Source organism: Chryseobacterium oranimense (genome assembly GCF_900129755.1).
Lineage (GTDB): Bacteria > Bacteroidota > Bacteroidia > Flavobacteriales > Weeksellaceae > Chryseobacterium > Chryseobacterium oranimense.
In genome coordinates this window covers 254,998-281,016 of sequence record NZ_FQWT01000004.1, presented here as the reverse complement: position 1 = coordinate 281,016, position 26,019 = coordinate 254,998, and the positions used below count along the sequence as shown (strand labels likewise).

The window sequence follows — 26,019 nt, the reverse complement described above, 5'->3', positions numbered from 1 at the left end:
AAGCCCCACTATAAAATATAGCAGAGCTTTACCAGTGAAAAACAAGGTATCTTTAAACCGCAGGTCCTGCTGCGTCTTTTATTTCTTCTAATATTTTTTTTCTTTCGCGAAGCCTTCTTCTTGCTATGACAGACTTACCGCCAAGAACCCTTATGAATCTTAAATACTGGAATCTTTCTCTTCCGAAATGATGGGTAATTATATACAGCAACACTCCAAAACCAGTTAGAATAATATAGCCGAAAATCTTTTTGCCGGATACAATTATAGCATTCAGCTGAAGTGTCTTCATATTGGCTGCCAGCGTTTGAGGAGTGACCGTCATCCCGTCAATATAAACCGCAAGATCTCCCACAGCCGTTACCTGAAAACGGTACTGGAACCACGAATACAGTGCGGAGAAAAAACCTACTGCGAGAAACGTTCTCCATACCAGTACCAGACCGATTGCTGCCAGCATATCATCCATTTCAAGTTTATCAAGGGTATAGAACCACACCGAAATGAAGAGTGAGCACATTCCATATCCTTTTAAAAACATTGGCAGGTACCAGTTCTCATAATTGAATTCCAAAACCATGGAAAAGTACATGATCAACGCATATCCCATCATTGCCGAGAATCCGGAAAAAATAAACATTTTCAACGGTATTTCCCTTTTAAACCAGAATACGGCAACGGTTCCTGCCAGAATAATTCCGGGAATCATCAGTATACTCAAACCGGCATTTGTTTTTTGATCATATCCCAGTACCCCTACCGCAAAAGTATTCTGAAGCGAGGTTGTTCCCAGGAACATCCCCAGCCACAGTAACATAAAAAGGCCATGCTGTACATTATTTTGCTTAAATATCTTGAAAGACAAATAAGGTCTTTTTAAAGTAAACTGGCGGACCACCAGCAAAGCAAAGCTTACAAAAGCAGCGATACTTGCATTCAGTATATTCTTTGAATTCCACCAATCCTGCTGTTTCCCGAAGGAAAAAACATAAGCGGAAAACATAAACGTCGAAACGAAAAGCATAATACTCATCCAGTCGATATAGTGTAACGGAACTTTTAAGGCAAAATACTTATCGTGCATGAAGATCCAGTGGATCAAAGCGAGGATGAAACATAGTACGGCGGCAATAATGTAAAATTGTTGCCAGTTGTAATGAATAGAAACCACCACTGCATAATAGGCTGCCACCTGATTCATTACCAAAACAAAGGTATAAAACAGTCCATAAAACATTCCCCGGTTTCCGATCATCATCATTAAAGGAAGGAAGAGTTCAATCGTCACCATCATTTTTAGGAACCCTATAAACAGCGCAGTAAACACAAAGATCATCGGCTGCATGGTAGTGCCGTTGATGTAGCTCAGCAATCCTAAAAGCACCAGTAAAACCGTCATTTTATCCCTAACCTTGAATCTCATCTTCAATCTGAGAACAATGGGCATACAGGCTCCCATTCCTATGGTGGTCGCGTAATTGGCCCACATAAAATATTCTGTCATAGCTCCGGTACCGCTCACCAGATAACTGATGTTTCCCGTATATACCCCGCCAAGCGGCATCACTACAGCCAACAGCAGCACGATGAGCAGCAGCTGTAAGGGTTTGGGTACCCAGTCACTATATAATCCTTTGTTGTACATTTTATTAGATAGATTTCAGATGTCAGATTTCAGACTTATTCTTTCCTCATTCTTCACTCAGCCCTTAAAGTCTGAAATCTGAAATCTGATGTCTTTTTAGTCTTAGTTAATATTCACATTCATATTCATTCCCGCGCTCAGCTTATCCAGGTCTTCTTTTCTGTTGGAAGCACTGAATTCTATTCTTACAGGAATTCTCTGCTGAACCTTGATAAAGTTACCTGTGGAATTATCTGTAGGAACACTGGAATATCTTGAGCCCGTTGCAGCGGAAATTGCAGTAACTACCCCTTCAAATTTCTTTCCGCCCAAAGCATCGGCAGTCATCGCTATTTTCTGTCCTATTTTAATATTCGGCATCTGGCTTTCCAGAAAATTAGCCGTCACCCATTTCTGGCCATTCAGAACGATCGTTGCCACCTGCTGTCCCGGTTGGATCAGCTGTCCTTCGGAGATGGTTCTGCGGCCCATAATTCCGTCATACGGAGCGGTAATAACTGTATAAGAAAGATTGATTCTTGCCATATCCAATGCCGATTTCGTTCTTTTAATCTCTGCATCATTAATTCCCAGTTTACTTTTAACCTCTGTAGTGGAAAGGTTTGCCGACTGTTTTTGGTTTACCAGAGTCTCATACGCCGCCTTCTGGGCATCATATTCGGTTTTGATCTGGTCGTACTGCTGTCTGGTAACGGCTTCTGCTGCAAGAAGGTTTTTATACCTGTTTAAATTCTGCTCGGCATTCCATAATCTTGCTTTGGCTCCTGCGATATTGGATTCCATGACGCTTACATTATTGGAAACTGTATTGACGGATGAACTTGTTGCCGATCTTTGGGCTAAAGCATTCTGATAAGCAGCTTCCGCCTGGCCCAATTGGGTTAATAATTCATTTTTATCCAGAATCACCAATGTATCTCCTTTTTTAACGTGCTGATGCTCGATGAATTTTATTTCTTTGATATAAGCTGAAACCCTCGTATTGATTGGGTTAATGAATTCCTCTACCTGGGCTGCTTCTGTATAGGTTTTGTCCCCGATATGGAAATATTCGCGGACCAGCCAGAAAAGCCCGAATCCGATCAGCAGAAATACCACAATATTGGAGATGATCGCTCTGATCTTATTTTTTTTATTCTGTTTCTTTTTCACTGCTGCTCCTGACTGTGCGGGAGTGGCCTGTGTATTTTGAGTGGTTTGTTCCTTGTTTTCCATTATCTTGATTTTCAGTTTTAAAATTAAAGTGTTCCTGCAGCCTTAAGCAGGTTATAATATTGGTATAATACATTGATTTCCGCGTTGGCAAAATCCAGCTCAGCCTGAAGCTTCTGGTTCTGGGCATCAATCATTTCAGCCTGTACGGCCAATTGGTTTAAATATTTAGCTTCCGTGATCTTGTAGTTTTCCTCTGCCAGCCTTTTTGAATCATTCAGAATGTCTGCCTGCTGGATCGATTCCTGGTATTTTACATAAGCGGCATTCACTGCCATATCTACATTCTGCTGTACCAGGGTTACGGCATCTCCTGCCTGTGTTTTCTGCAGTTCACCAAGCTTTACCTTTTCTTTTGTTTTGTATAAATTATCAATGTTATAGCTCAAGGAAACGCCTGCCTGCCATCCTCCGGAATACATATCCAAAACCGGGTTTCTTGTTGTGATGGGGCGTTGCAGAGTATATCCTCCAAACCCGGAAAGTGTCGGCAGCTGGTCTGTTTTAATGATTTCGATATTTTTATCAGCTACATCAATGTTTTTCTTTGCCGATTTCAGCTGCGGGTTGCTGTTATGGGCAAGATCCATATAGTAATCTATTCCGATCCCGGATTCTTTATTATCCAAGCTTTCCACAGGAACAATTTCTGTCCCGGAAGGAAGTCCCAAAGCAATATTTAAATTATAATTAAGGATTTTTTTATTGTTCGCCAGGGTCAGGATTCCCTGATCAAGGTTTTTAATAGCCAGCTCTCCACGGATCACTTCATTACGGGTCACCATTCCCTGCTGATAAAACTTCTGAATATTTTTCAGACGTTCCTGAGCGAGCTTTTTATTATTCTGAAAAACAGTTTCCTGATTGAGCATCTTATAGACATCGAGATAATTGGAAATCACCAGAAATTTTACATCCTGTTTGTTTTTTTCCAGATCCAGCTCAGAAAGCTGTTCACGAAGTCCGGCCAACTCGATAGATTTATTCACCAAACCTCCTTTGAAAATCAACTGGGTTGCCTGTACAGCATAGGAGCTCCCGTAATGAGGCATCGGAATATTGGTCGAATTTGAGAAATCTTTATCAATTGCTACGGCATCCCCTAAATAAAACTGGCTTGTAGAAGCTGTAATATTAGGAAGTTTTTGAAGTTTTGCAACGTCGGTATTCTGTTTTGCGATGTCAATATTCTGTGCAGCCACTTTTAACTGCTGGTGATTTTTCACTGCCAGATCAGCAGCTTCACCTGCAGTCATCTCTTTGATCTGCTGAGAAAAAAACAGCGCGGGGAATACACCTATCACAAATGACAGTGCTGTTTTTATGTTATTTATCATTTTACCTTGTTTTACGAAGGCAAAGTTACGGCAGCAAGAAAGTCAATCAAATGTTTGAATTTTGGAAAAAGATGTTCAAATGTAAGATTCTAGTTTTCGAACTGATGCCTGTACTGTCTTGGGCTTATTTCAAGGTGCTTTTTGAAAAAGTGGGAAAACGCATACTGATCACTAAAACCCAGAATTGAAGAAATCTCTGAAACCGGTTTATTGGAAGAGTTTAAAAGCACTTTTGCTTCATTCATTACAATTAAGGCAATAATCTGGCTGGCAGATTTCCCGGTAATGGATTTCACGACTGAGGAAAGATGTCTGGTTGTAATGGATTGGCGTTCGGCATAGAACTCAACAGTTCTTTCCGTAAGATGATGCTCCGCAAGGTCCGTGAGAAATACAAAAACAATTTCTTCCTGCCTAGACATCTGGTTCATAGAATTGGTATCTTCCTTAGAAATAATTCCTGCCATCTGATAGCAGAAAACAGAGAAAAGATGCTCTACCATTTCTTTCTTATACAGCATTTCCGTTTCTGAATCGAGAATAAATTTCAAAAAATTTACGCTTTTCCATACCACCTCCATTTCATTTTCAGGAAAAGGAACCCCTTTATTCATCTGCTGGCGGAAATAGCGGTAAGTGATAAGCCTGTTGAATTTAAGAGACAAAGCAGAAATAAACTCTCTTTTATAAGAAACCATTCTTGACTGGAAGTCGCCGCTCACAGAAACCATTTCATAAATAGTCTGCGGATCTGTGACCATAAACATATTGGCAGAAAGTTCCAGATCGCTGAAATGCTGGCGGAGCTTTATAGTCCCTGATTTAATAAAAATAAAAGCAGGATTATCCGGACGGAAAGGCTTATCCGCAGAAATTCTCTCGAAAATATTGTGCTGGGTAAAAATCTCAACACCGAATTTTTCTAAGGCTGACATAAGACAAATGTAGCCAATATATTCCGTGCTTACAATGTTTTAGTCTTCCAGGGAATAAACGGCAAAACTTGCCAGCCAGTGATCTCCACCATAATTCCCCTGAAATAAAAGAGGAAGTCCGTTCGCTAAGAATACATCAGCAGTTTTCTTAAAATCTTTTTTTAAAGGATGCCCGTTTGGAAGCGCTTTTGATATCCCTTTCATGCACCATGCTTTGGAGAAAGACAATCCTACAAGGTGAACGGTTTGGTAATCACTAAGATCACTTACTACAGGGATTTTTTCAATATTTTCCAGGCTTCTTTTTTCATAGAAACTGTTCAGCCAAAGCACGAATTCTTTTTGAGGCAGTACCCTTCTCATCAGATCGGCAATTTCAAGGCTTGGCGAGAAAAAATCAGATCCGTCCGGCTCCAGGTAAGCAGGAGTTTTCTGGTCTTTCCCATAAAAGTATTTTGCCTTTTCTTTCAGCTGGGTCTCAAATTCCTTGTCATTATTGGCAACTGCCCAATCAATCGCGAAGGCCAGTCCAAATGCAGTATTCGGATGGACTCCGGTTCTGTTCGGATAGGTTTGCTTCGGAAGGTAAGCCTTCCATGATTTTAAGATCTGCCCGGTAAGAGGTTTTAAATTCTCGTGCCAGATTTTAGCTTTCGGATGGTTCCAGGTAGTCAGTTCTTCGTCAAGTTTTAGAAGCCAGGCCCAGCCATATGTTCTTTCAAAGGTGGCTGTCAGCTCATATTTGGTAAAATAGTCAGCTTCAGCCTGTAAATTTTCTTTGCTTAATGAATTGTCAAGAATTTTTTCAAGGTCTTTTGCATTGGCCAGATCAGGCTTTGTCTTCAGTAGTCTTACCAGCATCCAGTGTCCGTGAACAGAACTGTGCCAGTCGAAACAGCCATAAAAGCTTGGATGCAGGTCTTTCGGAGTTAAAGTGACTTCCCCTGCGTTGTTGATGATATGTGCCGTTTTATTAGGATACTCCTGATTGATGCAATGAAGTGGTTTTTCCAATAACTTAGCTGCCATTTCATTGGTCAGTTTAGGGATTTCCTGTGCATAGATCAGAAACGGAGAAAACACGAATGCTAAAAGACTTTTTTTCATTCACTAAAAATAAAAAATAATTTAGATTTTCAATTGGCTTTCAAAATAATTAAAAACAACAAATCTTAATCAATTTTATAACAATACATATGAATTTGAAATAAAATAAATATTTAAGCATAATTTTTGATAAGTTCATTAAAAAAAAATACCATGAAAAAGACATTTCTGCTTTTATTCATAACTCTTTTAATGTTGGGATGTAAAAAATCTGAACTGGAATCCGTAAACTCTTCTCCGGCTGTGGCCGCATATGATGTAGAAGCCCCACCACCCCCAAAAGAAGTTCAACAAATGGCTCCTCCCAAGGCAATTTCTGAAAAGCTGCTTCCTGATGAAGATCAATCCTCTCAATCTCCTGTAGCACCGAAGAAAATAGATACTATCTCCAAAAAGATCATTAAAAATGGCAACATGAAAATCCAGGTCGGAGATATAAAAAAAGCTCAGACTCAGGTTGGAGAAATTCTAAAGAAAAACGATGCTTACATTCAAAATGAGCAGTTTCAGAATACTGATATGGATGATAATCTGGAGCTGATTATCCGTGTTCCTCATAAGAATTTTGATGCGTTGGTCAATTCATTTTCTGATGGAGTTGGCTCTGTACTGTCCAAAAACATATCCTCTAATGATGTAACTGAAGAATACACCAATGTTTCGATCAAACTGGCCAATAAAAAAATCTATCTGGAAAAGTACCGGGACATGCTTAAAAATGCCTCTACCACTAAAGATATGATCGAGATCCAGGAGACCATCCGTGAACTGGAAGATGAAATTGATATAGCAGAAGGCAGGCTCCGTTTTATTGATGACCGGGTGAAATACAGCACCCTGAAACTGAGCTTGTATAAAGAAAAAGTGAGAAGTTCTTCAACTTCAAAAATTGGTTTCGGAAGCCGCCTTGCAGATTCTGTGACTGAAGGGTGGAACAGCTTTGTGAGTTTTCTATTGGGAATTATTTCATTCTGGCCGTTCCTGCTGATCATTCCTGTCATTATCTTCTTATGGAGAAAGTGGAAGGCAGGCAGAACAAAAAACTAAAGCTGTTTTTCACATAATAAAAATCCGGATACCAGCAGTGGTATCCGGATTTTTTATTGCATTATCAATAATTTAAGCATTGAAATATTCTTTAACCGTTTCAAGCACCTGTTCGTCCGACATTTTCTGTGCGGTATCCAATGTTATTTGAAGGTTTTTGAACTGAGCCGTATCATGAAGATAGTTTTTAAGCTCTTCCTGAATAGTTCCAGGGCCTGTAATATACACTTCCTGTGAATTGGTAAGGAGATGCTCTACTTCCTTGAAGAATTTCACTCTATTGGTACGTTCGGCATTGTTGGCTGCATTTTCACTTGAGTTCCCATGCTGTATTTCTGCTTTTACAGGACTACAAAGGAAAAATTTGAATGCATTCTGAACATCGTGATTTTTTACTACAATTGCTTTTTCAGAATCAATCCAGATTCCTGCTAATTTCTTGTCTGACATAATTTATTTTTTTGTGATTTGATGAGTATAAAACAAGAATGGTGCAAAGGGAACGTTAAGGGCTGTTAAATGTTTTTTTGTGAAGGACTAAGTGGAAAATGATAGTTTGTTAAATTTTTAACTCTCGGAGATTTAGCAGATTGCGCAGATTTTTATATAGTTCGATAAATAGTCAAAAAATATTCGGCAATAGAATTATTTAAAATATTAAATTGGAAGAATATAAAAACACAAATAAATGGACGAAAACGAGATTTCTTATATGGTAAGAAAATGCATCTTCAATGTATACAACAAACTGGGACCAGGCCTTTTAGAAATTGTTTATCAGAAAATTCTTATCTACGAATTACAGGAAAACGGCCTTGATGTAAAAGCTGAATCTGCCATTCCAATCGTTTATGATGGTAAAGAATTTGACTTTAATTTCAGGATAGACATTCTGGTTGAGGATAAGGTAATTCTGGAACTTAAATCGGTGAAAAACTTAGAAGACATTTATTTTAAACAGCTCACAACTTATCTGAAGCTTTCGAATAAGAAGTTGGGATTGTTGATTAACTTTAATACTACCAATATTTTAGATGGAATAAAAAGGGTGGTTAATAATTTATAAATAAATAATCTCCCGCAGATTTAGCAGATTGCGCAGATGTTTATGGATATTATGTAAGATTTATAATCATGGATAACATTTTCTAATAATGCTCTTTAATTAATAATAAAAGCATAATTAGAAAGCAAACATCTGCGCAATCTGCCAAATCTGCGAGAACAAAAAAATTCCAAACAACAATACAACACCATAAACCAAATACGTAGTATAGAGATTGCTTCACCTACGGTTCGCAATGACAAGAAGCATTATTTTCCCAGTACGAAGACTGCGGGAATTTTGTGAAGCTCCGGCTTTGCTTTTTTCCAGTCATTAATGGTTTTTGTCTTGATAAATTCGTGCTCCGGGTCGTTGATATTGGCAGCAATACATAGTTTTGTATTGGGAGAAAGAAATTTCGTAAGGTCTTCAAAAAGCGGATTGTTCCTATATGGAGTTTCCATAAAGATCTGAGAATAGCCGGTCTGCTGAACCAAACTTTCCAAACGCTGGATCTGTTTCTTTTTTTCACCTTTATCTATCGGTAAATACCCATGAAAAGTAAATTCCTGACCATTAAAACCGCTTGAAATCAAGGCCAGAATGATGGATGATGGCCCTGAAACAGGAATCACCCTGATGTTTTTCTCATGGCACCATTTTACGATCAGGTTTCCGGGATCTGCAATGCATGGAAGACCGGCTTCAGAAAGAAGACCGAAATCCTGTCCCTGCAACATCAGGTTCTGAGCTTCCTTGATGTCTGCATTTTCTGTGTATTTGTCTAATAGGAACAATTTCAGATCAGCCTGTTTCTTTTCAGGAGCAAAGAATTTAATAACCTTTCTGGCTGTTTTTTCATTTTCTACAAAAAAATAGTCCGTCTGCATGATATAATCTTTCAGAACGGGCGAAAAATGATTGATAGAAGTATTTTCTGATAAATAGGCTGGGAGTAAAAAAAGCATTGTATCGTTTTTGGTTATTTTATTTTGCGGGGGTATTTATTTGGTCTGGGACAGGATTTGGTTTTTAATAGCATCACAACCTCTATCCAGCAGCTGAAAAACATCTTCAAAATCCTTCATATCTCCCCAGTACGGATCGGGAACCTCAGCATTTTTGTGATCTCCTAAAGGCTCAAGAAATAATGAGATTTTCTGACGCTGTTCTTCATTTTCAGCCTTTGAAACCACATCTTCATACACATCTATATCCATGCAGTAGATTTTATCAAAGGTTTCAAGATCTTTTTTTGTAATGGGCCTGGACTTTTGCCTGGAAATATCAATATTATGGTTTGCCGCTGTTTTTATAGCCCGTTTATCAGGATGTTCACCTTCATGCATAGAAATGGTTCCTACAGAGTCTACAAAAAAACCTTCAGGAAGTTTTGTCTTCATAATCCCTTCTGCCAAAGGGCTTCTGCAGATATTTCCCAGACAGACCATCAATATTTTCATAAAAGTTTAAATGATTTTAATTATTAAAAGATTCTGTTAACCTCAACAAAACTAAATAAAAAATGAAGAATACAGCTATTCTCCATTTCAATTTATTCAGATTAAATTATTTTCTATTTCTTGATTCTTTCAGCAAGATCTTTAACGTACTTCTTTACTTCTTTGTCAATTTTCGAAACATCTTTAATGGTATCACAGGCATACATTACCGTTGAATGGTCTTTTCCGCCCATTTCTTCACCAATTTTTGTAAAGGTAGCATTTGTTAATTCTTTTGAGAAATACATTGCCAGCTGTCTCGGAAGGGCAATTTCTCTTTTTCTGGTTTTAGAAAGAAGCTGTTCTTTTTTGATTCCGAAATAATCGCACACCACTTCCTGAATGTAAGGAATGTTGATGACTTTCTTTTGGTTTGCAGCAATTTTATTGATCGTATCTTTCAGTAATTCAAGACTTAAATCTGTTCTGTAAACAGTAGAATAAGCAATTACCGAGTTAATTACACCGATAAGTTCTCTTACATTGGTTTTTGCTTCCGCTGCAAGGAAATCAAGCATATCACCAGGAAGAACGATTCCGTCTCTGCTTAGCTTGTCTACAATGATCTGTCTTCTTGTGGAAAGATCCGGAGATTTGATTTCGGCAGAAAGTCCCCATTTAAAACGGGAAACAATTCTTTCCTGAATATCCATGATATCTGCAGGAGCCTTATCTGAAGTAAGGATGATCTGCTTTCCGTTCTGGTGAAGGTGGTCAAAGATGTGGAAGAAACTGTCCTGTGTGGCAGATTTACCGGACAGGAACTGAATATCATCGATGATTAAAACATCCACCATTTGGTAGAAGTTGGCAAATTCTGTCTGCTTATGTGCTTTCGCAGCAGAGATGAACTGCTGAATGAATTTTTCAGATGAAAGATAAAGAACTACTTTATCCGGAAACTGATTTTTTACTTCAAGTCCTACAGCCTGCCCCAGGTGAGTCTTCCCCACTCCATATCCTCCGTGAAGGAATAACGGATTGAAGGCGGTTGCTCCCGGTCTTTTGGCTATTGATCTTGCTACCGTAGCAGCAAATTTATTACTTTCTCCTTCAATGTAATTATCAAATGAATAATCAGATTTCAGGTTGGAATCAATGTTTACTTTTCTTATTCCCGGAACCACAAAAGGGTTTACAATATTGGCAGAGAATCCCTGCGGCATTGTTTCCTGCATTTTTGGGGTGGGAACACTTTTCCCCTTCATATTCATGGTTACTGGCTTTTCCTCACCGGTAGGCCTGTTTTCCATAACTGAGTACCATAATTTCACTCCTTTTCCAAGATTTTTCTTCAGGGCAGCAGAAAGCAGGGACAGGTAATTATCCTCAATATATTCCTTGTAAAAATCACTCGGCACTATAAGCGTAAGGTTATTGGCAACCAACGAAAGTGGCTGTACCTTATCGAATAGCATGTCGAAGGATTTTTCAAGCTTCTTAAGGTCAGAATTGTCCTCAGCAGCGTTCAAATTATCCCGCATAAACTGAAGGCACTTCTGCCATATCATCATTAAATTTTCATCCATATTTATGCCCCGATTAAATCTTTGTTAGTACTTTTTTTAGAAGGAAGACAAAGGTCCAATTTTTTCTTTTTAAAAAAAAATATTGCAGGTATTGATTATTTAAAAATATATTTGTATGTGTTAATAACGACTAAAAATGATACATACAACTCACTCAATACGAGTACGTTACGGAGAAACCGACCCTATGAAATATGTGTACTACGGAAACTATGCACAGTACTTCGAAATTGGCAGAGTGGAACTTTTCAGAAGCATAGGAATATCATACGATGAAATTGAAAACCAAGGAATTTGGCTTCCCGTTTCGGATTATAAAATTAAATACATCCGCCCAGCCCTCTATGACCAAAAATTAGAAATCCATACCTATGTAAAAAAAATACCTGGTGTAAGAATTGAATTCGAATATGAAATTTATAATGAAGAAAAGGTAAAGATCACAGAAGCATCCACTACTCTTTTCTTTCTGGATGCGAAGACCAGCAAAATTATAAGGTGCCCGGATTTTCTGATGAAGATGATTGAAGCTAACTGGAAAGAGACTACAGATGAAATATGATAAAGGTTTAAGAGAGGAGATATAAAAAGTGAAAATTTAAGGTGTGGATCTTTATATTCCGTAACCTTAAACTTTAAACCTCGAACTTTAGACACTCTTCTTTAAAACTTTGAACTATAATTCGCACCTTTGTCTTTTAATCATAACAACACCTTATATTTACTTATGAAGATTGCATTTTTGGGACCTCATGCCAGCTTCACCCAGCTTGCAGCCACCCAACTTTTTCCAGGGGAAGAACTTTTGCCACAGGCTAATATCCTGGACTGTTTTAACGCTGTGAATAACGGAGATGCTGAAAAGGCAGTTGTCCCTTTGGAAAATTCTATTGAAGGCACAGTTTCTATGACTCTGGACTACTTGTATAAAACGCCGTCCATCAAAATAGAAGCGGAAGGGGTAATGCCTATTGCTCACCATCTGATGATCCATCCTGATCACAATATGGAGGATATAGAAAAAATATATTCACACCCACAGGCTCTGGCCCAAAGTTTCCATTTTCTTGACAGTCATTATAAAGAAATAGCAAGACAGGATTTTTCATCTACTGCAGCAGCAGCAAAATATGTTTCTGAGAATAAGGATTTAAAAATAGCCGCCGTAGCCAACCAGTTTGCTGCCAATTTATACGGATTGAAAATCGTTCAGAGGAATATTCAGGATTTTGAGCAGAATCATACCCGTTTTATTGTAATTACCAAGCAGCAATCTGAGTATCACAATACAGATCTTGAAGTCTTAGGTGAAAAATCGGGCATGCTGATCAATCTTCCGGAGGATCATGCCGGCGGACTTCACCAGGTCCTTTCTGTTTTTGCCTGGAGAAAGATGAACCTCAGCAAGATTGAATCCCGGACATTGAAAACAGGTCTTGGCAACTATTTCTTCTTTATTAATGTAGTAGGAAAATGGGAAGAGGTACTTCATGGCAATGCTCTTCTGGAACTTGAATCAATTCATGCTGACGTGGATTTCCTTGGAACCTATAAAGAATACCTCCTCGAAAGTTAAAAATAATAACATATAATAATTTGACACTGCTTTTACGGCAGTGTTTTTTTTTGCTATTACAATTTGTGACAGATTGACATATTGAAATCCTGTCACATCAGCAGTTTTCCCTGTCACAAAAAGTATCAATTTAAATATATAAAAAAATAATTCATAAAATAGAGATATATGAAAATAAATATCTATTTTTACTCTACACAATTTTAAAAATAATAACGCATAACCATATTACGGCACAACATACGTTTTAGTATTAAAATATAATTAAAAAATTCACACCATAACAAATATTTAATTGAAAAAATCATAATACAAGGCACGATTTTTGCATTGTTTTTTAAGAAAACTAACTAAAAAACTTACTTATGAAAACTAAAATTTACAGCTTGCTTCTAGCTCTATCTGCAGCTTCAGCATTTTCTCAAGTCGGAATCAACACTGCTACTCCATCCGCTACACTGGATGTAAACGGAACCTTGAAAGTTAGGGATACCCAAATGATACCCTCTTTGCCTGGATATACCCTTATGGTGGTTAATGACGGAACATTCCAAGTTGCCAAAGTTGACCCTCAAGTTCTCATCGATGCTGCCACAACCTCAGCTGGCACCAATACTACTGTATATGCAGCCAAAAAAACTTCAGGAATTAGCTTATTAAGTTTAGGATTATTTCCTTCAGGATTCAGAGCAGTCAACTTTCTTGCTGCTGAAAGATCAATAGGAAGTGCAGCTTTATTCTCAGACACTGATAATACATACACGATTCCATCTGCAGGAATATATGCAGTAGGATTTACCTTTAAATATGGTACCGGACTACAAGCCTCTATCCTTGCCAACTCACCCGGCGTGGGAATTCTAAGAACAAGAGCCGGTGTCGCAACAATAATAGACAACCGACCATTCAGTGGAGCTAACCTTATTTTATTGAGTTTAACGATTTCTGAAACCAGCCTTAGCTCAATTTATTCTTTCCAGGCTGGAGATAAAATTTCTTTTGGACTTACAGGCTCAACGGCATTGGATGTAAGCTTACTTGGGGCGAGTGTTGCCTCATTCTACATTTACAAAGTATCAAATTAAAAGATAAATTTAATCACTCTGCACGGTTAATCCATCACGGAATATGTGGTGGATTAATTTTTTATGCTGTTACAATTAGTTTATATTTGATAAAAACTAAAGAATGAGCGGAATGCTTCTGACGATATTAATCATAGTAGTCATCTTTTTTATCTTCCATCTTAATAACAGGATCAGGAAGCTTGAAAAGGAGGTTTTTGATCTGAATCTGAAAATCAATCAGCCACAGCGAAATGCAGAAATGCATAGCCAATCAGCATTGAATGAAGAAGCAACTGTAATTCATGAACCGCAGGATATTATTACTCCAATACAAACACTTCCTGACGAACCACCTGCATCTCCGGAAAAAGACTGGCTGGAACCTGTTTTTAACTTTTTAAAGCAAAATATCCTTACCATTATCGGAATTTTCACACTGGTTCTGGGAATCGGTTATTTTGTAAAATATGCAATTGATAAAGACTGGATCGGAGAAAGCGCAAGAGCCGGAATAGGTCTGGCCGTTGGAGCAGGAATAATGCTCACAGGACATTTTCTGAGGAAGAATTATGCAGTTTTTGCATCCATCATTACCGGAGGCGGAATTGCCGTACTTTATTTTACGACCACCATTGCATTCCGGGAATACCATTTGTTTACCCAGAATACTGCTTTTATTATTACCACCTTGGTTACTGTAATTTCCATTGCTCTGGCTCATTATTACAAGAGTGAAGTTCTGATTATTTTTGCCTTACTGGGTGGATTTTCAGCTCCTTTGATGATCAGTACCGGTGAAAGCAATTATCTTTTTCTTTTCACTTACCTTACGCTCCTGAATATCGGTATGCTCGTCACTGCATTTTTAAAAGAATGGAAAAGTGTGGGGTGGACGTCTTATATTTTTACCAGCATCTATCTTTTCTTCTGGACTATAAAGCAACCTGAACTTCTGAGTATTGTCTTTTATATGATCAACTATGTTATTTTTTACATTTTTGCTCTTCGGAATCATTTCAAAAAGGATATACTTTCACCATGGGACACTTTGATGCTGGTTTTAATTAATTTTTCCAGCATTATCGGGTTAATTTACATATTCAATACATTAAAATATGAACCGGTAATTATCTTCCCGCTTCTTTTTGCAGCATTAAATGGCGTAGTTCTTTTAAGGGAATACGGAAAAAAGAATTTTGGATTCAGCTATTCAATTTTTGCAGCACTTACAATTAGCCTGATCACGGTGGCAGTTGCTCTTCAGTTCAAGAGCCATCTCATTACGAGTGTTTGGGCAATAGAAGCCTCGCTGCTGCTTTATATCTGGAAAAAAAGCGGTCATACTATTTTCAAAAGATGTTTTTATGTTCTGTTTCCGCTTGTTATTGTTGCACAGATCATAACTTGGTCGGAATATCTGAACAAAGACCATATGGATATTGTATTTAATCCTGTCTTTTTAACCAGTCTTGTCACTGTTACAACTACGATCATCAATCTTTTCCTGTTAAAAAAGATCAATGAATCCCATAAACAGGAAGACAGTTTTTTTGAAAACGTTTTTGCCGTTGTAAGCTACAGTATTATCTACATTGCGCTTCTTCTGGAGATCACTTATCATATTTCAGATATGCCCTGGCCGGCTATTACAAGTATTGCCCTTCTGTTCAGCATCTATTATATCTTTACGCTGATGATATTCAGGAAAAAGCTGGATATAGGCAGTATGATTCAAACAGGTCTTATCTACCTGTTTCTTGTTCTGATTGTTTTGAATGCTTCATTTGCGGCTTCAGCAGTTGTTAATGCAGTTTTACAGAAAAAACTTACAACCGGTTTTTATATGATCCATCTTCTGCATTGGATCCCTTTTGTATATGTTTTGTGGAATACGAATTCCAGCTCAGATTTCTACAAAACCAGGATTTCTTACTGGATGGTTTCAGTGACGCTTATTATTGCCATAAGCTGCGGGTTCTACCACATTTACATTCTCAGCTCAGTAAATAATATTTCCCTTGTATATAAGGCAAAGGAACATTTCAATATCCTTTACCTTCCGATCATATGGACGGTACTGGCCAGTATTTTTATCTACATAAGCTTAAAAAAGAACATTCCGGAATACAGCAGGATTGGCTTCGCCCTTATAGGGATTATGGTTCTGAAACTTTACAGCTATGATGTATGGCAAATGGACAATATTTCAAGAATTACTGCTTTTATCATACTGGGAATCATTTTATTACTAAGTTCTTTCACCTTTCAAAGACTGAAAAACATTATCAAAAATATGGTTGATAAAAAAGAAGAGGAAAAAGAAAGCTAACGAAAAGTTACATATAGTTAACCTTTTCCATGAAACAGATTGCAATATGCTCTTCTGAAAATTAAAAATTCCTAATAAATGTTTTTATTTCTAAACAATATTTAAAAATTCATTCACATTTTATAAAAATTAATTATATTTATCCAGTTTTTAACAGTTACATATCCGGTTATGAAAAAAATACTCTATTCTTTTTTAATATTATCATCTGTAGCATTATCTGCCCAGAAAAATCCTTCTGTAAAATTTGCGGTTGCCAATGATATAGTAGGAACAGTAGGCATGTTTAACGCAAGAAAAGCTATTGTTCAGAGCTCAAGCGCTTATAAAACTCCCGCCGGCCTGCCTCAGGGTTTAAAAAAATACAGCTTCATTGCAGAAAAAGGTCTTACGGAATTTAAAATCAAGAACGGGCAAGAAGGTTTGGATATCATCTCTCTGGCTCAGCTGAACTCACAATACGGAGTGCCTGAAAATACACCGGTTTTTATTGAAGGCTACGAATTCACTGACAGCAGCACAAGGATCTATGGTGACATCATGGGCAATGTGGAAGTAAAGGACCATGACGGAAGAAAAACCGTTTTCCTAAGTACAAATGGTATAAAATAATAGTACTACTTACCAATTATATAATGAAAGGATACCTTGAGAGTATCCTTTTTGTTTTTAATATCTGTCGCTCCATTTTTTCTTCAGCTCTTCATAGATCTTCTTTTCTGTAGCATTGTTTCCCGGCTGGTAAAGCTTCTCACTTTTAATTTCTTCGGGCAGAAAATCCTGTTCTACAAAATTCCCTTCATAGGAATGGGCATATTTATATTCTTTACCGTAATCCAGGTCTTTCATCAGTTTGGTCGGTGCGTTTCGCAGATGCAGAGGAACAGGCAGGTTTCCAGTTTTCTTGACAAGAGCCAACGCGTCATTGATAGCCATATATGTAGAATTGCTTTTAGGAGAAACAGCAAGATAAACTGCCGTTTCACTTAAAATAATCCTTGATTCCGGGTTTCCTATCACATTAATGGCCTGAAAGCAGTTGTTTGCCATCACCAAAGCATTGGGATTGGCGAGACCGATATCTTCTGCGGCAAGAATAAGCATTCTCCGGGCAATAAACTTGATATCTTCACCCCCTGCAATCATTCTTGCCAGCCAGTACACCGCCCCATTCGGGTCTCCTCCACGCATAGACTTTATAAAAGCGGAAATAATATCGTAATGCTGTTCACCGTTTTTATCATAAAGCGCCATCGTTTCCTGCAAAACACTCAGAACATCTTCATTCGTGATCTCTTTTGTGTCTGAATTCCGGTATTGGTTAAGGACCAGCTCAACGGAATTGATCAGCTTTCTGGCATCTCCGCCGGAATACTGGATGAATGCTTCTTTCTCCAGGATTTTAAAATCGGTCCCTTCATCTTTATTGTATCTCTGGGAAGCTGTATCTATAAGATCTTCCAGCTTTTCGTAGCTCAATGCCTTTAAAATATACACCTGGCTTCTAGACAAAAGTGCCGATACTACTTCAAAGCTTGGATTTTCTGTGGTGGCACCAATTAACACGATCCAGCCTTTCTCCACAGCATGCAGTAATGAATCCTGCTGGGATTTGTTGAACCGGTGGATTTCATCGATGAATAAAATGGGAGACTTTCCGGAGAAAAGATTCTGTTTTTTTGCATCCTCAATTACATCACGTACGTCTTTAACCCCTGAAGAAACTGCTGAAAGCTTATAAAACTTCCTTCCTGATTTCTCTGAAATAATTTCAGCCAGGGTTGTTTTTCCTGTTCCCGGAGGGCCCCAAAGAATCAGGGAATTCAATGTATTATTTTCGATCATTTTTCTGATCGTCCCTTTTTCACCGGTAAGATGCTCCTGCCCAAGAACTTCATCAAGGGTTTTAGGTCTTAATTTTTCGGCTAATGGTATATTCTGGCTCAAGATATTTTATTTTTTTGATCAACGGCTCCAGAGGTTTCTGATCCCTGAAACTTCTAACAAAATTAAACCAATTTTAATTTATTTACCCTATTTTTGTATTGTTTTGAAACTTACATTCAATAAAGTCATTAGTTTTCCTTTGGTAATTTTAATAAAATTTTACCAATGGTTTATTTCGCCCTTACTTCCCAAAAACTGCCGGTATGAACCTACCTGCTCCCACTATATGGTGGAAGCCCTTCAGGTACATGGTATATTCAGAGGATTGTGGATGGGCATCAGAAGGATTTCAAAATGTCATCCGTGGGGAGGCAGCGGCTACGACCCCGTCCCCCCGAAAAAATTAAATCAGCAATAAATTATTAAACCGATAGAAATGAGTAATCTAATTTTCAGAATTTACCTCATCGCATTTGCAATCATTACCCAGTCTATGTTTGCCCAGAATTACCCCGGAGGCTTATCGGACGGAACTCTGAAAGTAAACGGGAACAATGTCCCGGTAAAGATTTTTTCCACCACAGAAATAGGTGACCTTAATGCCTTTCCGGAAAAAAATACGGGCAATGATATTTTGGTTATTCTGAACGAATCCAATTTTGAACCTGCTTACTTTAATTATAGCGTAACAACTTTAGAAAAATATAAAGCTGCACGTTACCAGTTTTTTGATAAGAATTTTAAACTGATCGACAGTCCCGCTACAAAAGAAAATATCACCAATTTCAAATATGCTGTAAAAACGGCCAAACCGATCAACGGATCCGAAAGTGTGGCACTGGAAACTCCCTTCAAAATATGGGATCCATCAAAAGGTATTCACATATTTTCGGCTACTTTGCATTTTTATAGCCTGATGTTCGTTTTTGCCTTTGGTTTCGGCTATGTTTTGATGTTAAGGATCTTCAAGATCGACAATGTAAACCAGAAATATCTTGAACCGCTTTTCACATGGACGCTGATCGGAACTATTTTGGGAGCAAGATTAGGGCATGTTATCTTCTATCAGCCAGAATTGTTTAAAGAAGATTTCTGGAGCGTATTTTTGCCGATAAGCACTAAAAACGGAATTAAATTCACAGGATTTTCCGGGCTTGCCAGCCATGGTGCCACAATTGCATTGATTTTCACCACATTATATTATTCATTTAAAATTATCAAGAAAAATCCTTTCTGGGTGTACGACAGATTGGGTATTGTGGTTGCCCTTGGCGGTGCATTTGTAAGATTGGGAAATTTTTTCAATTCTGAAATTGTTGGAAAAGCTGCTGCTCCTGATTCTCCTTTGGCGATCCTTTTCCCACAGCAAAGCAGTGAATATGGACCAACGGTTCCACGCTATCCGGGCCAGCTCCTAGAAGCCATTGGTTATGTATGCCTTTTTGTTTTATTATGGATATTATATAGAAAAACCAATAAAAAGTATCAGCAGGGATGGCTGTTCGGGCTTTTCTTTATCATCCTTTGGGCCATCAGATTCTTTGTTGAATTCCTGAAAGAGCCTCAGGGAGATGAGTTTATCCAGATTGGCGGATTGAATACGGGTCAGGTCCTTTCCATTCCTTTTATGATTGCCGGAGTGGTTATCATGATTATTTCAAAAAAATTCAAAATTACACAGGCGGAAAACGAGAAACCTGAATAATTAGATTAATAACAAAAAAATTAAAGCTTTTCAGAGTCATTCTGAAAAGCTTTTTTATTTATTTTCTGTAAGGCTATCTTTCCAAAAGCTTAAATACATTTCCTAGCTCATTGATAACGTCCGTTGGAAGCATCGATTCCCTGGAGTGTTTTTCGGCTGCAAAATCAGCGGCTCTTCCGTGAAGCCAGATTCCCAGGATTGCTGCCTGTTCTTCGGAATACTGCTGGGCTGCAAGTGATGTAAGAATACCGGTAAGAATATCACCGCTCCCTCCTTTTGCCAACCCTGAATTCCCTGTAATATTATAATAAACTTTCCCTTCAGGGGTAATAACCTGGGTATGATGATCTTTTAAAACGATATATATCCGGAGTTCTTTTGCCTTGCTTTTTGCCAGATCCAGTCTTTGATAAGAGTCTTCTGACTTCCCAAAAAGCCGTTCAAATTCTTTAGGATGTGGGGTTATGATGGAGTTTTCAGGAATTAATTTTAAGTTCGATTCATTCAGGGCAATACTATTCAAGGCATCGGCATCCAGAACCAAGGGTTTTGAATATTCTTTTAAAAATTTCAGAAATGCTTTCTGTGTTTCAGGATCGGTTCCCAAGCCCGGCCCTATTCCGGCAACAGTATCTTTTTCAATATCAAAATGTTCAATATAATTTTCACCTCCCTTGATAAACATGGCCTCCGGGCAGGAAGTCTGGAGAATTTCATATCCGCAGTTGGGAGCAAGAGTAAAGGTAAGACCAGCGCCTGTTTTCAAAGCAGACTTTGTGGAAAGTACTGCAGCTCCTATTTTCCCATAGCTTCCGGCAGCTATGGTAACCTTACCGTAAGTCCCTTTATGGGAAAAATCAGATCTCGGCTTAAAAATATTTGCAATAATGGTATCATCAATAACAAAGTCATCAGTTTCTGTATGGGAAATATATTCCTTACTTAAATCTATATCCAGAATAATTACTTTTCCGGCGTAAGGTCCTGTTTCGGGATGTAGAAAAGCTTTTTTCCAGGATTGGAAGCTCAAGGTATAATCCGCCTTAAAGACAGTCGCGTCTTTCTGAGAAATCCTGTCCGTAAAAAGGCCGGAGGGAATGTCCACTGAGATTTTGATATTATTTCTTTCATTTAACCGATCTATGATCTCTTTATAGTCACCTTCTATATTCCTGGACAATCCGGTTCCAAAGAGTGCGTCAATAATAATTGTTTTAGAATCAAAATGATTCTGTTCTATATCTTTGAATTCTTTTATGGATATTCCTGAAAAATCCCTGAGTTTTTTAAAGTTCACTGTTCCGTCTTCTGAGAATTTTGATCGGGAATCTTTAATAAATACATCTACATCGAAGCCTTTCAGATAAAGTATCCTGGCAACAGCAAAACCATCGCCTCCGTTGTTTCCGTTTCCACAGAAAATGGCAAATTTCCTGTGATTTTTACAGTTTTCAGAAATCCAGCCCGCTAATGCTTCGGAAGCTCTTTCCATAAGCTGGATGGAAGAAACAGGTTCATTAGAAATGGTAAACCGGTCCCAATCGCGTATTTGTTCTGCAGTGAATATTTTCATAAGATGGTGTAAACTTTTAACCAAATTACGAAAGTTTTCTTTGACATCTTACTCTCAATAAGGATAACAATAAAATATTAGCTAAAAGAATAAATTCACTATAAAAAGCTAATGAATTACAACAATTAATTCAACAATTAAAGGAGTAAAAACTCTAAAAAATAATGTTTTTACATTTTTTAATTATATTTTTGTCTGTATACTAATTAAAAAAATATAAATTATGGGATTTGTTAAAGAATTTAAAGAGTTTGCCATTAAGGGCAATGCTTTCGATCTGGCCGTAGGGGTGATCATTGGAGGAGCATTCGGAAAAATAGTCACGAGTGTTGTAGATGACCTTATTATGCCTTTGGTAGGAGCTGTGATAGGTAAGCCGGATTTCAGCAGTTTATACCTTGTACTTTCTGACCCTAATAACGGTGTAAAACCGGGTATGGTATTGGAAAACGCAAAAAAAGTAGATGGAGCAAGTATTTTTGCCTACGGAAATTTCCTGACTGTGGGTATTAATTTTTTATTGCTCGCTATGGTGGTTTTCATTATGGTAAAAATGATTAACAAGATGAAAAAGACCGAAGCTGAAGCTCCTGCCGCACCAACTGCAGATCAGCAATTACTGACAGAAATCAGAGACCTTCTTAAAAGTAAAAACAATATATAAAAACAAAGCACCTCTGCAAAACAGAGGTGCTTTTATTTTATCCTTTTCAGCTATTACTGAATCTGTAAAATGCTTGAGATCTGCTCAGCTAAAGAAAGCCCGATTCTGTCCTGAGCTTCTAAAGTGGAAGCACCGGTGTGGGGAGTCAGGGAAATCTTTGAATGATTCAGGATTTCTTTGGAAGGCGTAGGCTCATTGATGAACACATCAAGCCCTGCAAACTTCACCTTTCCTGAATCCAATGCAGCAATCAAAGCTGTTTCATCAATAACACCCCCTCTTGAACAGTTTACGATCGCAACGCCGTCTTTCATAATATCAAATTCATTCTTTCCGATCATATATCCGTCTTTCTGAGCCGGGACATGCAGCGTAATAAAATCTGAATGCTTCAAAACATCCTGAAGCGGCTCAGTTTCAATATCTACATTAATGAACTGGTTGTTGTAGAATTTTACTTTGATACTTGCTCTTCCTACATTATTATCCGCAGCAACTACTCTCATTCCCAATCCCAAAGCAATTCTGGCAACTTCCTGTCCTATTCTGCCCATTCCGACAATTCCGATCGTCTTTCCTCTTAGTTCAATCCCGGCAGTATAGGCTTTTTTAAGAGCCGCAAATTCCGTATCTCCTACCAAAGGCATTTTTCTGTTTGAGTCCTGAAGAAATCTTGCTCCCGAAAACAGGTGAGCAAAAACAAGCTCAGCAACCGATTCTGAAGAAGCTGAAGGGGTATTGATCACGTGAATTCCTTTTTCTCTTGCATAATCTACATCAATATTATCCATTCCTACACCTCCTCTTCCGATAATCTCGATAGACGGGCATCCGTCAATAATATCTTTTCTTACCTGCGTGGCACTTCTTACCAACAGGGCACGGATCTTATGTTCATTAATGTAATCCACCAGAAATTCCTGAGGAACTTTTGTAGTGATCACTTCAAAACCTTTCTCAGCCAGAGCATCAATTCCAGATTGATCCAGACCGTCGTTTGCTAAAACTTTCATAAATACAATTTGATATTAAAAGTGAAAAGATTTAAAAATTAAAGAATTTTGAGTGCGTACACTTTATCATTTAATTTTTAAATCTCTGTATATGTTTTCTTAATCTTCTTTGAAAACTTCAATGGTAACCTGCTTTTCTACAAGGTCTGTAAACTTGCCTTTGTATCTTGTTGCTCTTACCAGGTGGTTATCTATCCAGTGGTAGTTTCCTCCTCTCGGCTTTCCGCAGAGTACACTGTGGTATTTGAAGCCATGCTTATCCAGCCAGTCGATGGTAATCTGCTTCAGATTTTCTGTTCTTGAAGTGAAGAAGCAGATCTGATGTCCTTCGTCATACCATTTATTGATGGTTTCAAGTGCATCAGGATAAGGCTCACAGGTAACCATTCTTTCAGGCTCTTCATTCGGAACATCATCTGTAATCGTACCGTCTATGTCTATCAAATAATTTTTTACCCCGTCCTTAAGAATAGGACTTATATGCTCTTTGTATTCTAATTCCATCATTAAAATTTGAGCTGCAAAGTTACACTTTTTATAGGTATCCGGAGTATTAAATCGTGTTTAAGTTAAAAAAATACTACAAAAAATCATATTTAATGAATAGTATAAATATTTTATCCTCTATTTTAAACTTTATGGTTAAAATTTTTCTTATTTATGTTATTTTATCAATAATGATGTTCATATTTTGAATTTTGCTGGTAAAATTTCAATTAATAGTCACGATTCATCATTTAATACTTATCTCCCAAGCTGATCCGTAACCGATTCAGAGCATTCATCAGGGAGATACTGGAAGTAAGTTCCACAATCTCTTTTTCTGAAAATTCCTGCTTTAATTCTTTAAGAAGGGAGTCTATATCATCAGTCAGGCCAGTTACCGCATCTGCCCATTTTAATACTAAAACCTGTCTATTATCGAATGAAACAGAATGTTTATACCCAGGTATTTTATCGATTAAGGATAATTCCATTCCCATTTCCCGCAATTCATTAGCATGAAAACTGCAGCAATACGAGCATCCGTTCAGCTGCGATATTCTTAATTCTACCAACGCAATGAGTTTATTATCAATCCCGGAATTCCTGATGCTAGAATGGGCCTGGTATAAATGCCCTACTGTTTTTCTTGAAATCTCTTTATAATCCATTTCTTTTTTTGACAAAGTTAAATTGAACAGCAGTCTGCAAAAGAGTATGAAAACCGGATAATAAAGTAAAAATAAAAGATTTAACTTTGCATCATCTAGCCGGGCAAAAGCAATGGATCATATACAAGAGCTTATTGAGATAGAGATAACCGAACTCAGTGAATGGAAAGACAGGTTCCGCAAAAACAGTTTCTTTGAACTGGTATTTATTCTTAAAGGAAAAGGAATTCAAAGCATAGAATACCGGACCCGGACTTATGAAAAAAACGATTTTTTTCTTTTACCCTACTCTAAATGCCATGCCTACGAAATTTCAGAACCCACAACCTTTCTGTTTATCCGGTTTACAGAACATTATTTCAGGAATCTTAAAAATACAGCGATAGATTATTTGCAATGGTACAGCAAGCTTAATTATATCATCGGGTTTTATGATTTTAACACAGGCCTTTATTTTAATGATGAAAAAGACAAAAGCCAGGTAAAAAAACTCTTTGAAATCCTGCTGCTTGAAAAAGAACAGACATCGGAGTATTCAGAAACATTAATTGCCAATACCTTAGCATCAATATTAACGGTCATAAGCTCAAAATTAACAGGAGCCAGTGATCTATACAAAAATAATGATCATAAATTTTCAGAAATCATTAAACACATCAATCAAAATATCATTGATGAAAATAAACTGTCCATTTTGTTTCTTTCGGAGAAGTTTAACGTTTCTAAAAAATATTTCAGCGAGTATTTTAAAAGAAACGCGCACGAATCATTAAAAGAATACATTCAAAAAACAAAACTCCAGATAGCGGTTAACAGAATAAAATACACCGATTCGCCTCTCCAGGAAATTGCATGGAGTTTAGGTTTTACAGATGGCAGCCATTTAAATAAATCTTTGAAAAAACATATTGGAATAACGTCATCGGTATTAAGAAAAAAGAAATCTATTGTTTAAAACCACCCCGTCTTTCAAAATTAAATTTTGAAATCCACCCCTCCGGAGGAGGGGAATATTCAGCCCGGAGTTTTTACCGGAATCTATAATCTATAATCTATAATCTATAATCTATAATCTATAATCTATAATCTATAATAATCTTCTATTCTCTTTCAATCCCCAAAAATATGATGTTTCTCCAAAAATTTTCAAAATACATTTATTAGGCTTACATTTGTAGAAATGGAAGAATTTGTAGTTTTAGTAAATCCTGAAGATGAAATTTTGGGCCTTATGGAAAAGCAGCAGGCTCACATCAACGGTCTTTTGCACCGTGCATTTTCTGTATTCCTGTTCAACGCCAAGGGTGAAATGCTTCTTCAGAAAAGAGCGCAGGGAAAATACCATTCTCCCAATCAGTGGACTAACGCGGTATGCTCTCATCCAAGAGAAAATGAAACTTATCTTGATGGCGCCAAACGCAGGATAAAGGAAGAACTCGGGATTGAAACGGAGCTTTCGGAAAAATTCAGTTTTATCTATAAAGCAGATGTAGGAAACGGGCTTTGGGAACATGAGCTTGACCATGTTTTTGTAGGCCATTATGAAGCAGACTTCAATTTAAATCCGCAGGAAGTAGAGGAAGTAAGGTTTATTTCCATGAAAGACCTTGATCAGGAAATGATTGAATCCCCGGAAAATTTTACTGAATGGTTCAAAATCATCCTTGAAGAATATAAACACCATTTTTAACT

The 26,019-nt window shown here is 37.6% G+C and carries 26 protein-coding genes; 12 read left to right on the top strand and 14 right to left on the bottom strand.

All coding sequences use genetic code 11. The features are described 5' to 3' along the window. Positions 1–52: 52 nt before the first annotated feature. The 5 genes from BUB03_RS14300 to BUB03_RS14280 form a co-directional block, all read right to left on the bottom strand. Positions 53–1,645: an efflux MFS transporter permease gene (locus tag BUB03_RS14300; protein WP_073064299.1), complete on the bottom strand. Its 1,593-nt coding sequence runs from the start codon at positions 1,643–1,645 to the stop codon at positions 53–55. Between the two features lie 102 nt (positions 1,646–1,747). Then, positions 1,748–2,860, bottom strand: a complete 1,113-nt coding sequence (locus BUB03_RS14295; RefSeq protein WP_040996113.1) for an HlyD family secretion protein — start codon at positions 2,858–2,860, stop codon at positions 1,748–1,750. A gap of 23 nt (positions 2,861–2,883) precedes the next feature. Further along, entirely contained in the window at positions 2,884–4,194 is a 1,311-nt protein-coding gene (locus BUB03_RS14290; RefSeq protein ID WP_073064296.1) for a TolC family protein, read from the bottom strand. Positions 4,195–4,283: 89 nt separating this feature from the next. After that, a complete protein-coding gene (locus tag BUB03_RS14285; protein WP_073064293.1) occupies positions 4,284–5,129 on the bottom strand; it encodes a helix-turn-helix domain-containing protein in 846 nt (281 codons plus the stop codon). 39 nt (positions 5,130–5,168) lie between these two features. Then, positions 5,169–6,236 (bottom strand): DUF2891 domain-containing protein, encoded by a 1,068-nt coding sequence (locus tag BUB03_RS14280; protein WP_073064290.1) that lies wholly within the window; start codon positions 6,234–6,236, stop codon positions 5,169–5,171. Positions 6,237–6,389: 153 nt separating this feature from the next. Here BUB03_RS14280 and BUB03_RS14275 point away from each other — a divergent pair, with 153 nt between their 5' ends. Then, positions 6,390–7,283: a DUF4349 domain-containing protein gene (locus BUB03_RS14275; protein WP_073064287.1), complete on the top strand. Its 894-nt coding sequence runs from the start codon at positions 6,390–6,392 to the stop codon at positions 7,281–7,283. Between the two features lie 72 nt (positions 7,284–7,355). Here the strand turns inward: BUB03_RS14275 and BUB03_RS14270 are convergent, their stop codons facing one another. Next, positions 7,356–7,733: a hypothetical protein gene (locus BUB03_RS14270; protein ID WP_073064284.1), complete on the bottom strand. Its 378-nt coding sequence runs from the start codon at positions 7,731–7,733 to the stop codon at positions 7,356–7,358. 238 nt (positions 7,734–7,971) lie between these two features. On the opposite strand from BUB03_RS14270, the gene BUB03_RS14265 reads away from it, so the two are divergent. Further along, a complete protein-coding gene (locus tag BUB03_RS14265) occupies positions 7,972–8,349 on the top strand; it encodes a GxxExxY protein (RefSeq protein WP_073064281.1) in 378 nt (125 codons plus the stop codon). Between the two features lie 248 nt (positions 8,350–8,597). Here the strand turns inward: BUB03_RS14265 and BUB03_RS14260 are convergent, their stop codons facing one another. The 3 genes from BUB03_RS14260 to dnaA form a co-directional block, all read right to left on the bottom strand. Continuing rightward, a complete protein-coding gene (locus BUB03_RS14260; RefSeq protein ID WP_073064278.1) occupies positions 8,598–9,296 on the bottom strand; it encodes an SAM-dependent methyltransferase in 699 nt (232 codons plus the stop codon). Positions 9,297–9,332: 36 nt separating this feature from the next. Next, positions 9,333–9,791: a low molecular weight protein-tyrosine-phosphatase gene (locus tag BUB03_RS14255; RefSeq protein WP_073064275.1), complete on the bottom strand. Its 459-nt coding sequence runs from the start codon at positions 9,789–9,791 to the stop codon at positions 9,333–9,335. 113 nt (positions 9,792–9,904) lie between these two features. Then, positions 9,905–11,359, bottom strand: a complete 1,455-nt coding sequence (gene dnaA / locus BUB03_RS14250; protein ID WP_040996098.1) for a chromosomal replication initiator protein DnaA — start codon at positions 11,357–11,359, stop codon at positions 9,905–9,907. A gap of 136 nt (positions 11,360–11,495) precedes the next feature. Between dnaA and BUB03_RS14245 the strand changes: the two genes are divergently transcribed. The 5 genes from BUB03_RS14245 (at position 11,496) to BUB03_RS14225 (ending at position 16,943) form a co-directional block, all read left to right on the top strand. Then, complete coding sequence (locus tag BUB03_RS14245; protein WP_040996096.1) at positions 11,496–11,921, top strand: acyl-CoA thioesterase; 426 nt, start codon at positions 11,496–11,498, stop codon at positions 11,919–11,921. A gap of 165 nt (positions 11,922–12,086) precedes the next feature. Continuing rightward, positions 12,087–12,935, top strand: a complete 849-nt coding sequence (pheA, locus tag BUB03_RS14240; RefSeq protein ID WP_073064273.1) for a prephenate dehydratase — start codon at positions 12,087–12,089, stop codon at positions 12,933–12,935. Positions 12,936–13,300: 365 nt separating this feature from the next. Beyond that, on the top strand, positions 13,301–14,020 hold the full coding sequence (locus tag BUB03_RS14235; RefSeq protein WP_040996092.1) for a hypothetical protein: 720 nt from the start codon (positions 13,301–13,303) through the stop codon (positions 14,018–14,020). A 103-nt stretch (positions 14,021–14,123) separates the two neighbouring features. After that, on the top strand, positions 14,124–16,331 hold the full coding sequence (locus BUB03_RS14230; RefSeq protein WP_073064270.1) for a DUF2339 domain-containing protein: 2,208 nt from the start codon (positions 14,124–14,126) through the stop codon (positions 16,329–16,331). Between the two features lie 171 nt (positions 16,332–16,502). Beyond that, entirely contained in the window at positions 16,503–16,943 is a 441-nt protein-coding gene (locus BUB03_RS14225; protein WP_073064268.1) for a hypothetical protein, read from the top strand. A 57-nt stretch (positions 16,944–17,000) separates the two neighbouring features. On the opposite strand, the gene BUB03_RS14220 is transcribed toward BUB03_RS14225, so the two are convergent. Further along, positions 17,001–18,278, bottom strand: a complete 1,278-nt coding sequence (locus tag BUB03_RS14220) for a replication-associated recombination protein A (RefSeq protein ID WP_040996086.1) — start codon at positions 18,276–18,278, stop codon at positions 17,001–17,003. A gap of 103 nt (positions 18,279–18,381) precedes the next feature. On the opposite strand from BUB03_RS14220, the gene yidD reads away from it, so the two are divergent. Then, on the top strand, positions 18,382–18,636 hold the full coding sequence (yidD, locus tag BUB03_RS14215) for a membrane protein insertion efficiency factor YidD (protein ID WP_073064266.1): 255 nt from the start codon (positions 18,382–18,384) through the stop codon (positions 18,634–18,636). Between the two features lie 420 nt (positions 18,637–19,056). After that, on the top strand, positions 19,057–19,923 hold the full coding sequence (lgt, locus tag BUB03_RS14210) for a prolipoprotein diacylglyceryl transferase (protein WP_073064597.1): 867 nt from the start codon (positions 19,057–19,059) through the stop codon (positions 19,921–19,923). 73 nt (positions 19,924–19,996) lie between these two features. Here the strand turns inward: lgt and BUB03_RS14205 are convergent, their stop codons facing one another. Then, on the bottom strand, positions 19,997–21,496 hold the full coding sequence (locus BUB03_RS14205; RefSeq protein WP_040996084.1) for a bifunctional ADP-dependent NAD(P)H-hydrate dehydratase/NAD(P)H-hydrate epimerase: 1,500 nt from the start codon (positions 21,494–21,496) through the stop codon (positions 19,997–19,999). A 223-nt stretch (positions 21,497–21,719) separates the two neighbouring features. Here BUB03_RS14205 and mscL point away from each other — a divergent pair, with 223 nt between their 5' ends. After that, positions 21,720–22,160, top strand: a complete 441-nt coding sequence (gene mscL / locus BUB03_RS14200; RefSeq protein WP_040996082.1) for a large conductance mechanosensitive channel protein MscL — start codon at positions 21,720–21,722, stop codon at positions 22,158–22,160. Positions 22,161–22,213: 53 nt separating this feature from the next. Here the strand turns inward: mscL and BUB03_RS14195 are convergent, their stop codons facing one another. From BUB03_RS14195 to BUB03_RS14185, 3 genes are all read right to left on the bottom strand, one after another. After that, entirely contained in the window at positions 22,214–23,173 is a 960-nt protein-coding gene (locus BUB03_RS14195) for a D-2-hydroxyacid dehydrogenase (protein WP_073064264.1), read from the bottom strand. Between the two features lie 99 nt (positions 23,174–23,272). After that, positions 23,273–23,677: an LNS2 domain-containing protein gene (locus BUB03_RS14190; RefSeq protein WP_040996424.1), complete on the bottom strand. Its 405-nt coding sequence runs from the start codon at positions 23,675–23,677 to the stop codon at positions 23,273–23,275. Positions 23,678–23,910: 233 nt separating this feature from the next. Further along, a complete protein-coding gene (locus BUB03_RS14185; protein WP_040996422.1) occupies positions 23,911–24,327 on the bottom strand; it encodes a carboxymuconolactone decarboxylase family protein in 417 nt (138 codons plus the stop codon). A 112-nt stretch (positions 24,328–24,439) separates the two neighbouring features. On the opposite strand from BUB03_RS14185, the gene BUB03_RS14180 reads away from it, so the two are divergent. Further along, positions 24,440–25,282 (top strand): AraC family transcriptional regulator, encoded by an 843-nt coding sequence (locus tag BUB03_RS14180; protein WP_073064262.1) that lies wholly within the window; start codon positions 24,440–24,442, stop codon positions 25,280–25,282. Positions 25,283–25,507: 225 nt separating this feature from the next. Next, the gene (gene idi / locus BUB03_RS14175) at positions 25,508–26,017 is read left to right on the top strand and encodes an isopentenyl-diphosphate Delta-isomerase (RefSeq protein WP_040996077.1); all 510 of its coding nucleotides are present in this window, start codon (positions 25,508–25,510) and stop codon (positions 26,015–26,017) included. The last annotated feature ends 2 nt before the right edge of the window (positions 26,018–26,019 follow it).

Coding starts and splice junctions, on each gene's coding strand:
- BUB03_RS14300 (WP_073064299.1), bottom strand. CDS start 1,645: ATGTACAACAAAGGATTATATAGTGACTGGGTACCCAAACCCTTACAG.
- BUB03_RS14295 (WP_040996113.1), bottom strand. CDS start 2,860: ATGGAAAACAAGGAACAAACCACTCAAAATACACAGGCCACTCCCGCA.
- BUB03_RS14290 (WP_073064296.1), bottom strand. CDS start 4,194: ATGATAAATAACATAAAAACAGCACTGTCATTTGTGATAGGTGTATTC.
- BUB03_RS14285 (WP_073064293.1), bottom strand. CDS start 5,129: ATGTCAGCCTTAGAAAAATTCGGTGTTGAGATTTTTACCCAGCACAAT.
- BUB03_RS14280 (WP_073064290.1), bottom strand. CDS start 6,236: ATGAAAAAAAGTCTTTTAGCATTCGTGTTTTCTCCGTTTCTGATCTAT.
- BUB03_RS14275 (WP_073064287.1), top strand. CDS start 6,390: ATGAAAAAGACATTTCTGCTTTTATTCATAACTCTTTTAATGTTGGGA.
- BUB03_RS14270 (WP_073064284.1), bottom strand. CDS start 7,733: ATGTCAGACAAGAAATTAGCAGGAATCTGGATTGATTCTGAAAAAGCA.
- BUB03_RS14265 (WP_073064281.1), top strand. CDS start 7,972: ATGGACGAAAACGAGATTTCTTATATGGTAAGAAAATGCATCTTCAAT.
- BUB03_RS14260 (WP_073064278.1), bottom strand. CDS start 9,296: ATGCTTTTTTTACTCCCAGCCTATTTATCAGAAAATACTTCTATCAAT.
- BUB03_RS14255 (WP_073064275.1), bottom strand. CDS start 9,791: ATGAAAATATTGATGGTCTGTCTGGGAAATATCTGCAGAAGCCCTTTG.
- dnaA (WP_040996098.1), bottom strand. CDS start 11,359: ATGGATGAAAATTTAATGATGATATGGCAGAAGTGCCTTCAGTTTATG.
- BUB03_RS14245 (WP_040996096.1), top strand. CDS start 11,496: ATGATACATACAACTCACTCAATACGAGTACGTTACGGAGAAACCGAC.
- pheA (WP_073064273.1), top strand. CDS start 12,087: ATGAAGATTGCATTTTTGGGACCTCATGCCAGCTTCACCCAGCTTGCA.
- BUB03_RS14235 (WP_040996092.1), top strand. CDS start 13,301: ATGAAAACTAAAATTTACAGCTTGCTTCTAGCTCTATCTGCAGCTTCA.
- BUB03_RS14230 (WP_073064270.1), top strand. CDS start 14,124: ATGAGCGGAATGCTTCTGACGATATTAATCATAGTAGTCATCTTTTTT.
- BUB03_RS14225 (WP_073064268.1), top strand. CDS start 16,503: ATGAAAAAAATACTCTATTCTTTTTTAATATTATCATCTGTAGCATTA.
- BUB03_RS14205 (WP_040996084.1), bottom strand. CDS start 21,496: ATGAAAATATTCACTGCAGAACAAATACGCGATTGGGACCGGTTTACC.
- mscL (WP_040996082.1), top strand. CDS start 21,720: ATGGGATTTGTTAAAGAATTTAAAGAGTTTGCCATTAAGGGCAATGCT.
- BUB03_RS14195 (WP_073064264.1), bottom strand. CDS start 23,173: ATGAAAGTTTTAGCAAACGACGGTCTGGATCAATCTGGAATTGATGCT.
- BUB03_RS14190 (WP_040996424.1), bottom strand. CDS start 23,677: ATGGAATTAGAATACAAAGAGCATATAAGTCCTATTCTTAAGGACGGG.
- BUB03_RS14185 (WP_040996422.1), bottom strand. CDS start 24,327: ATGGATTATAAAGAGATTTCAAGAAAAACAGTAGGGCATTTATACCAG.
- BUB03_RS14180 (WP_073064262.1), top strand. CDS start 24,440: ATGGATCATATACAAGAGCTTATTGAGATAGAGATAACCGAACTCAGT.
- idi (WP_040996077.1), top strand. CDS start 25,508: ATGGAAGAATTTGTAGTTTTAGTAAATCCTGAAGATGAAATTTTGGGC.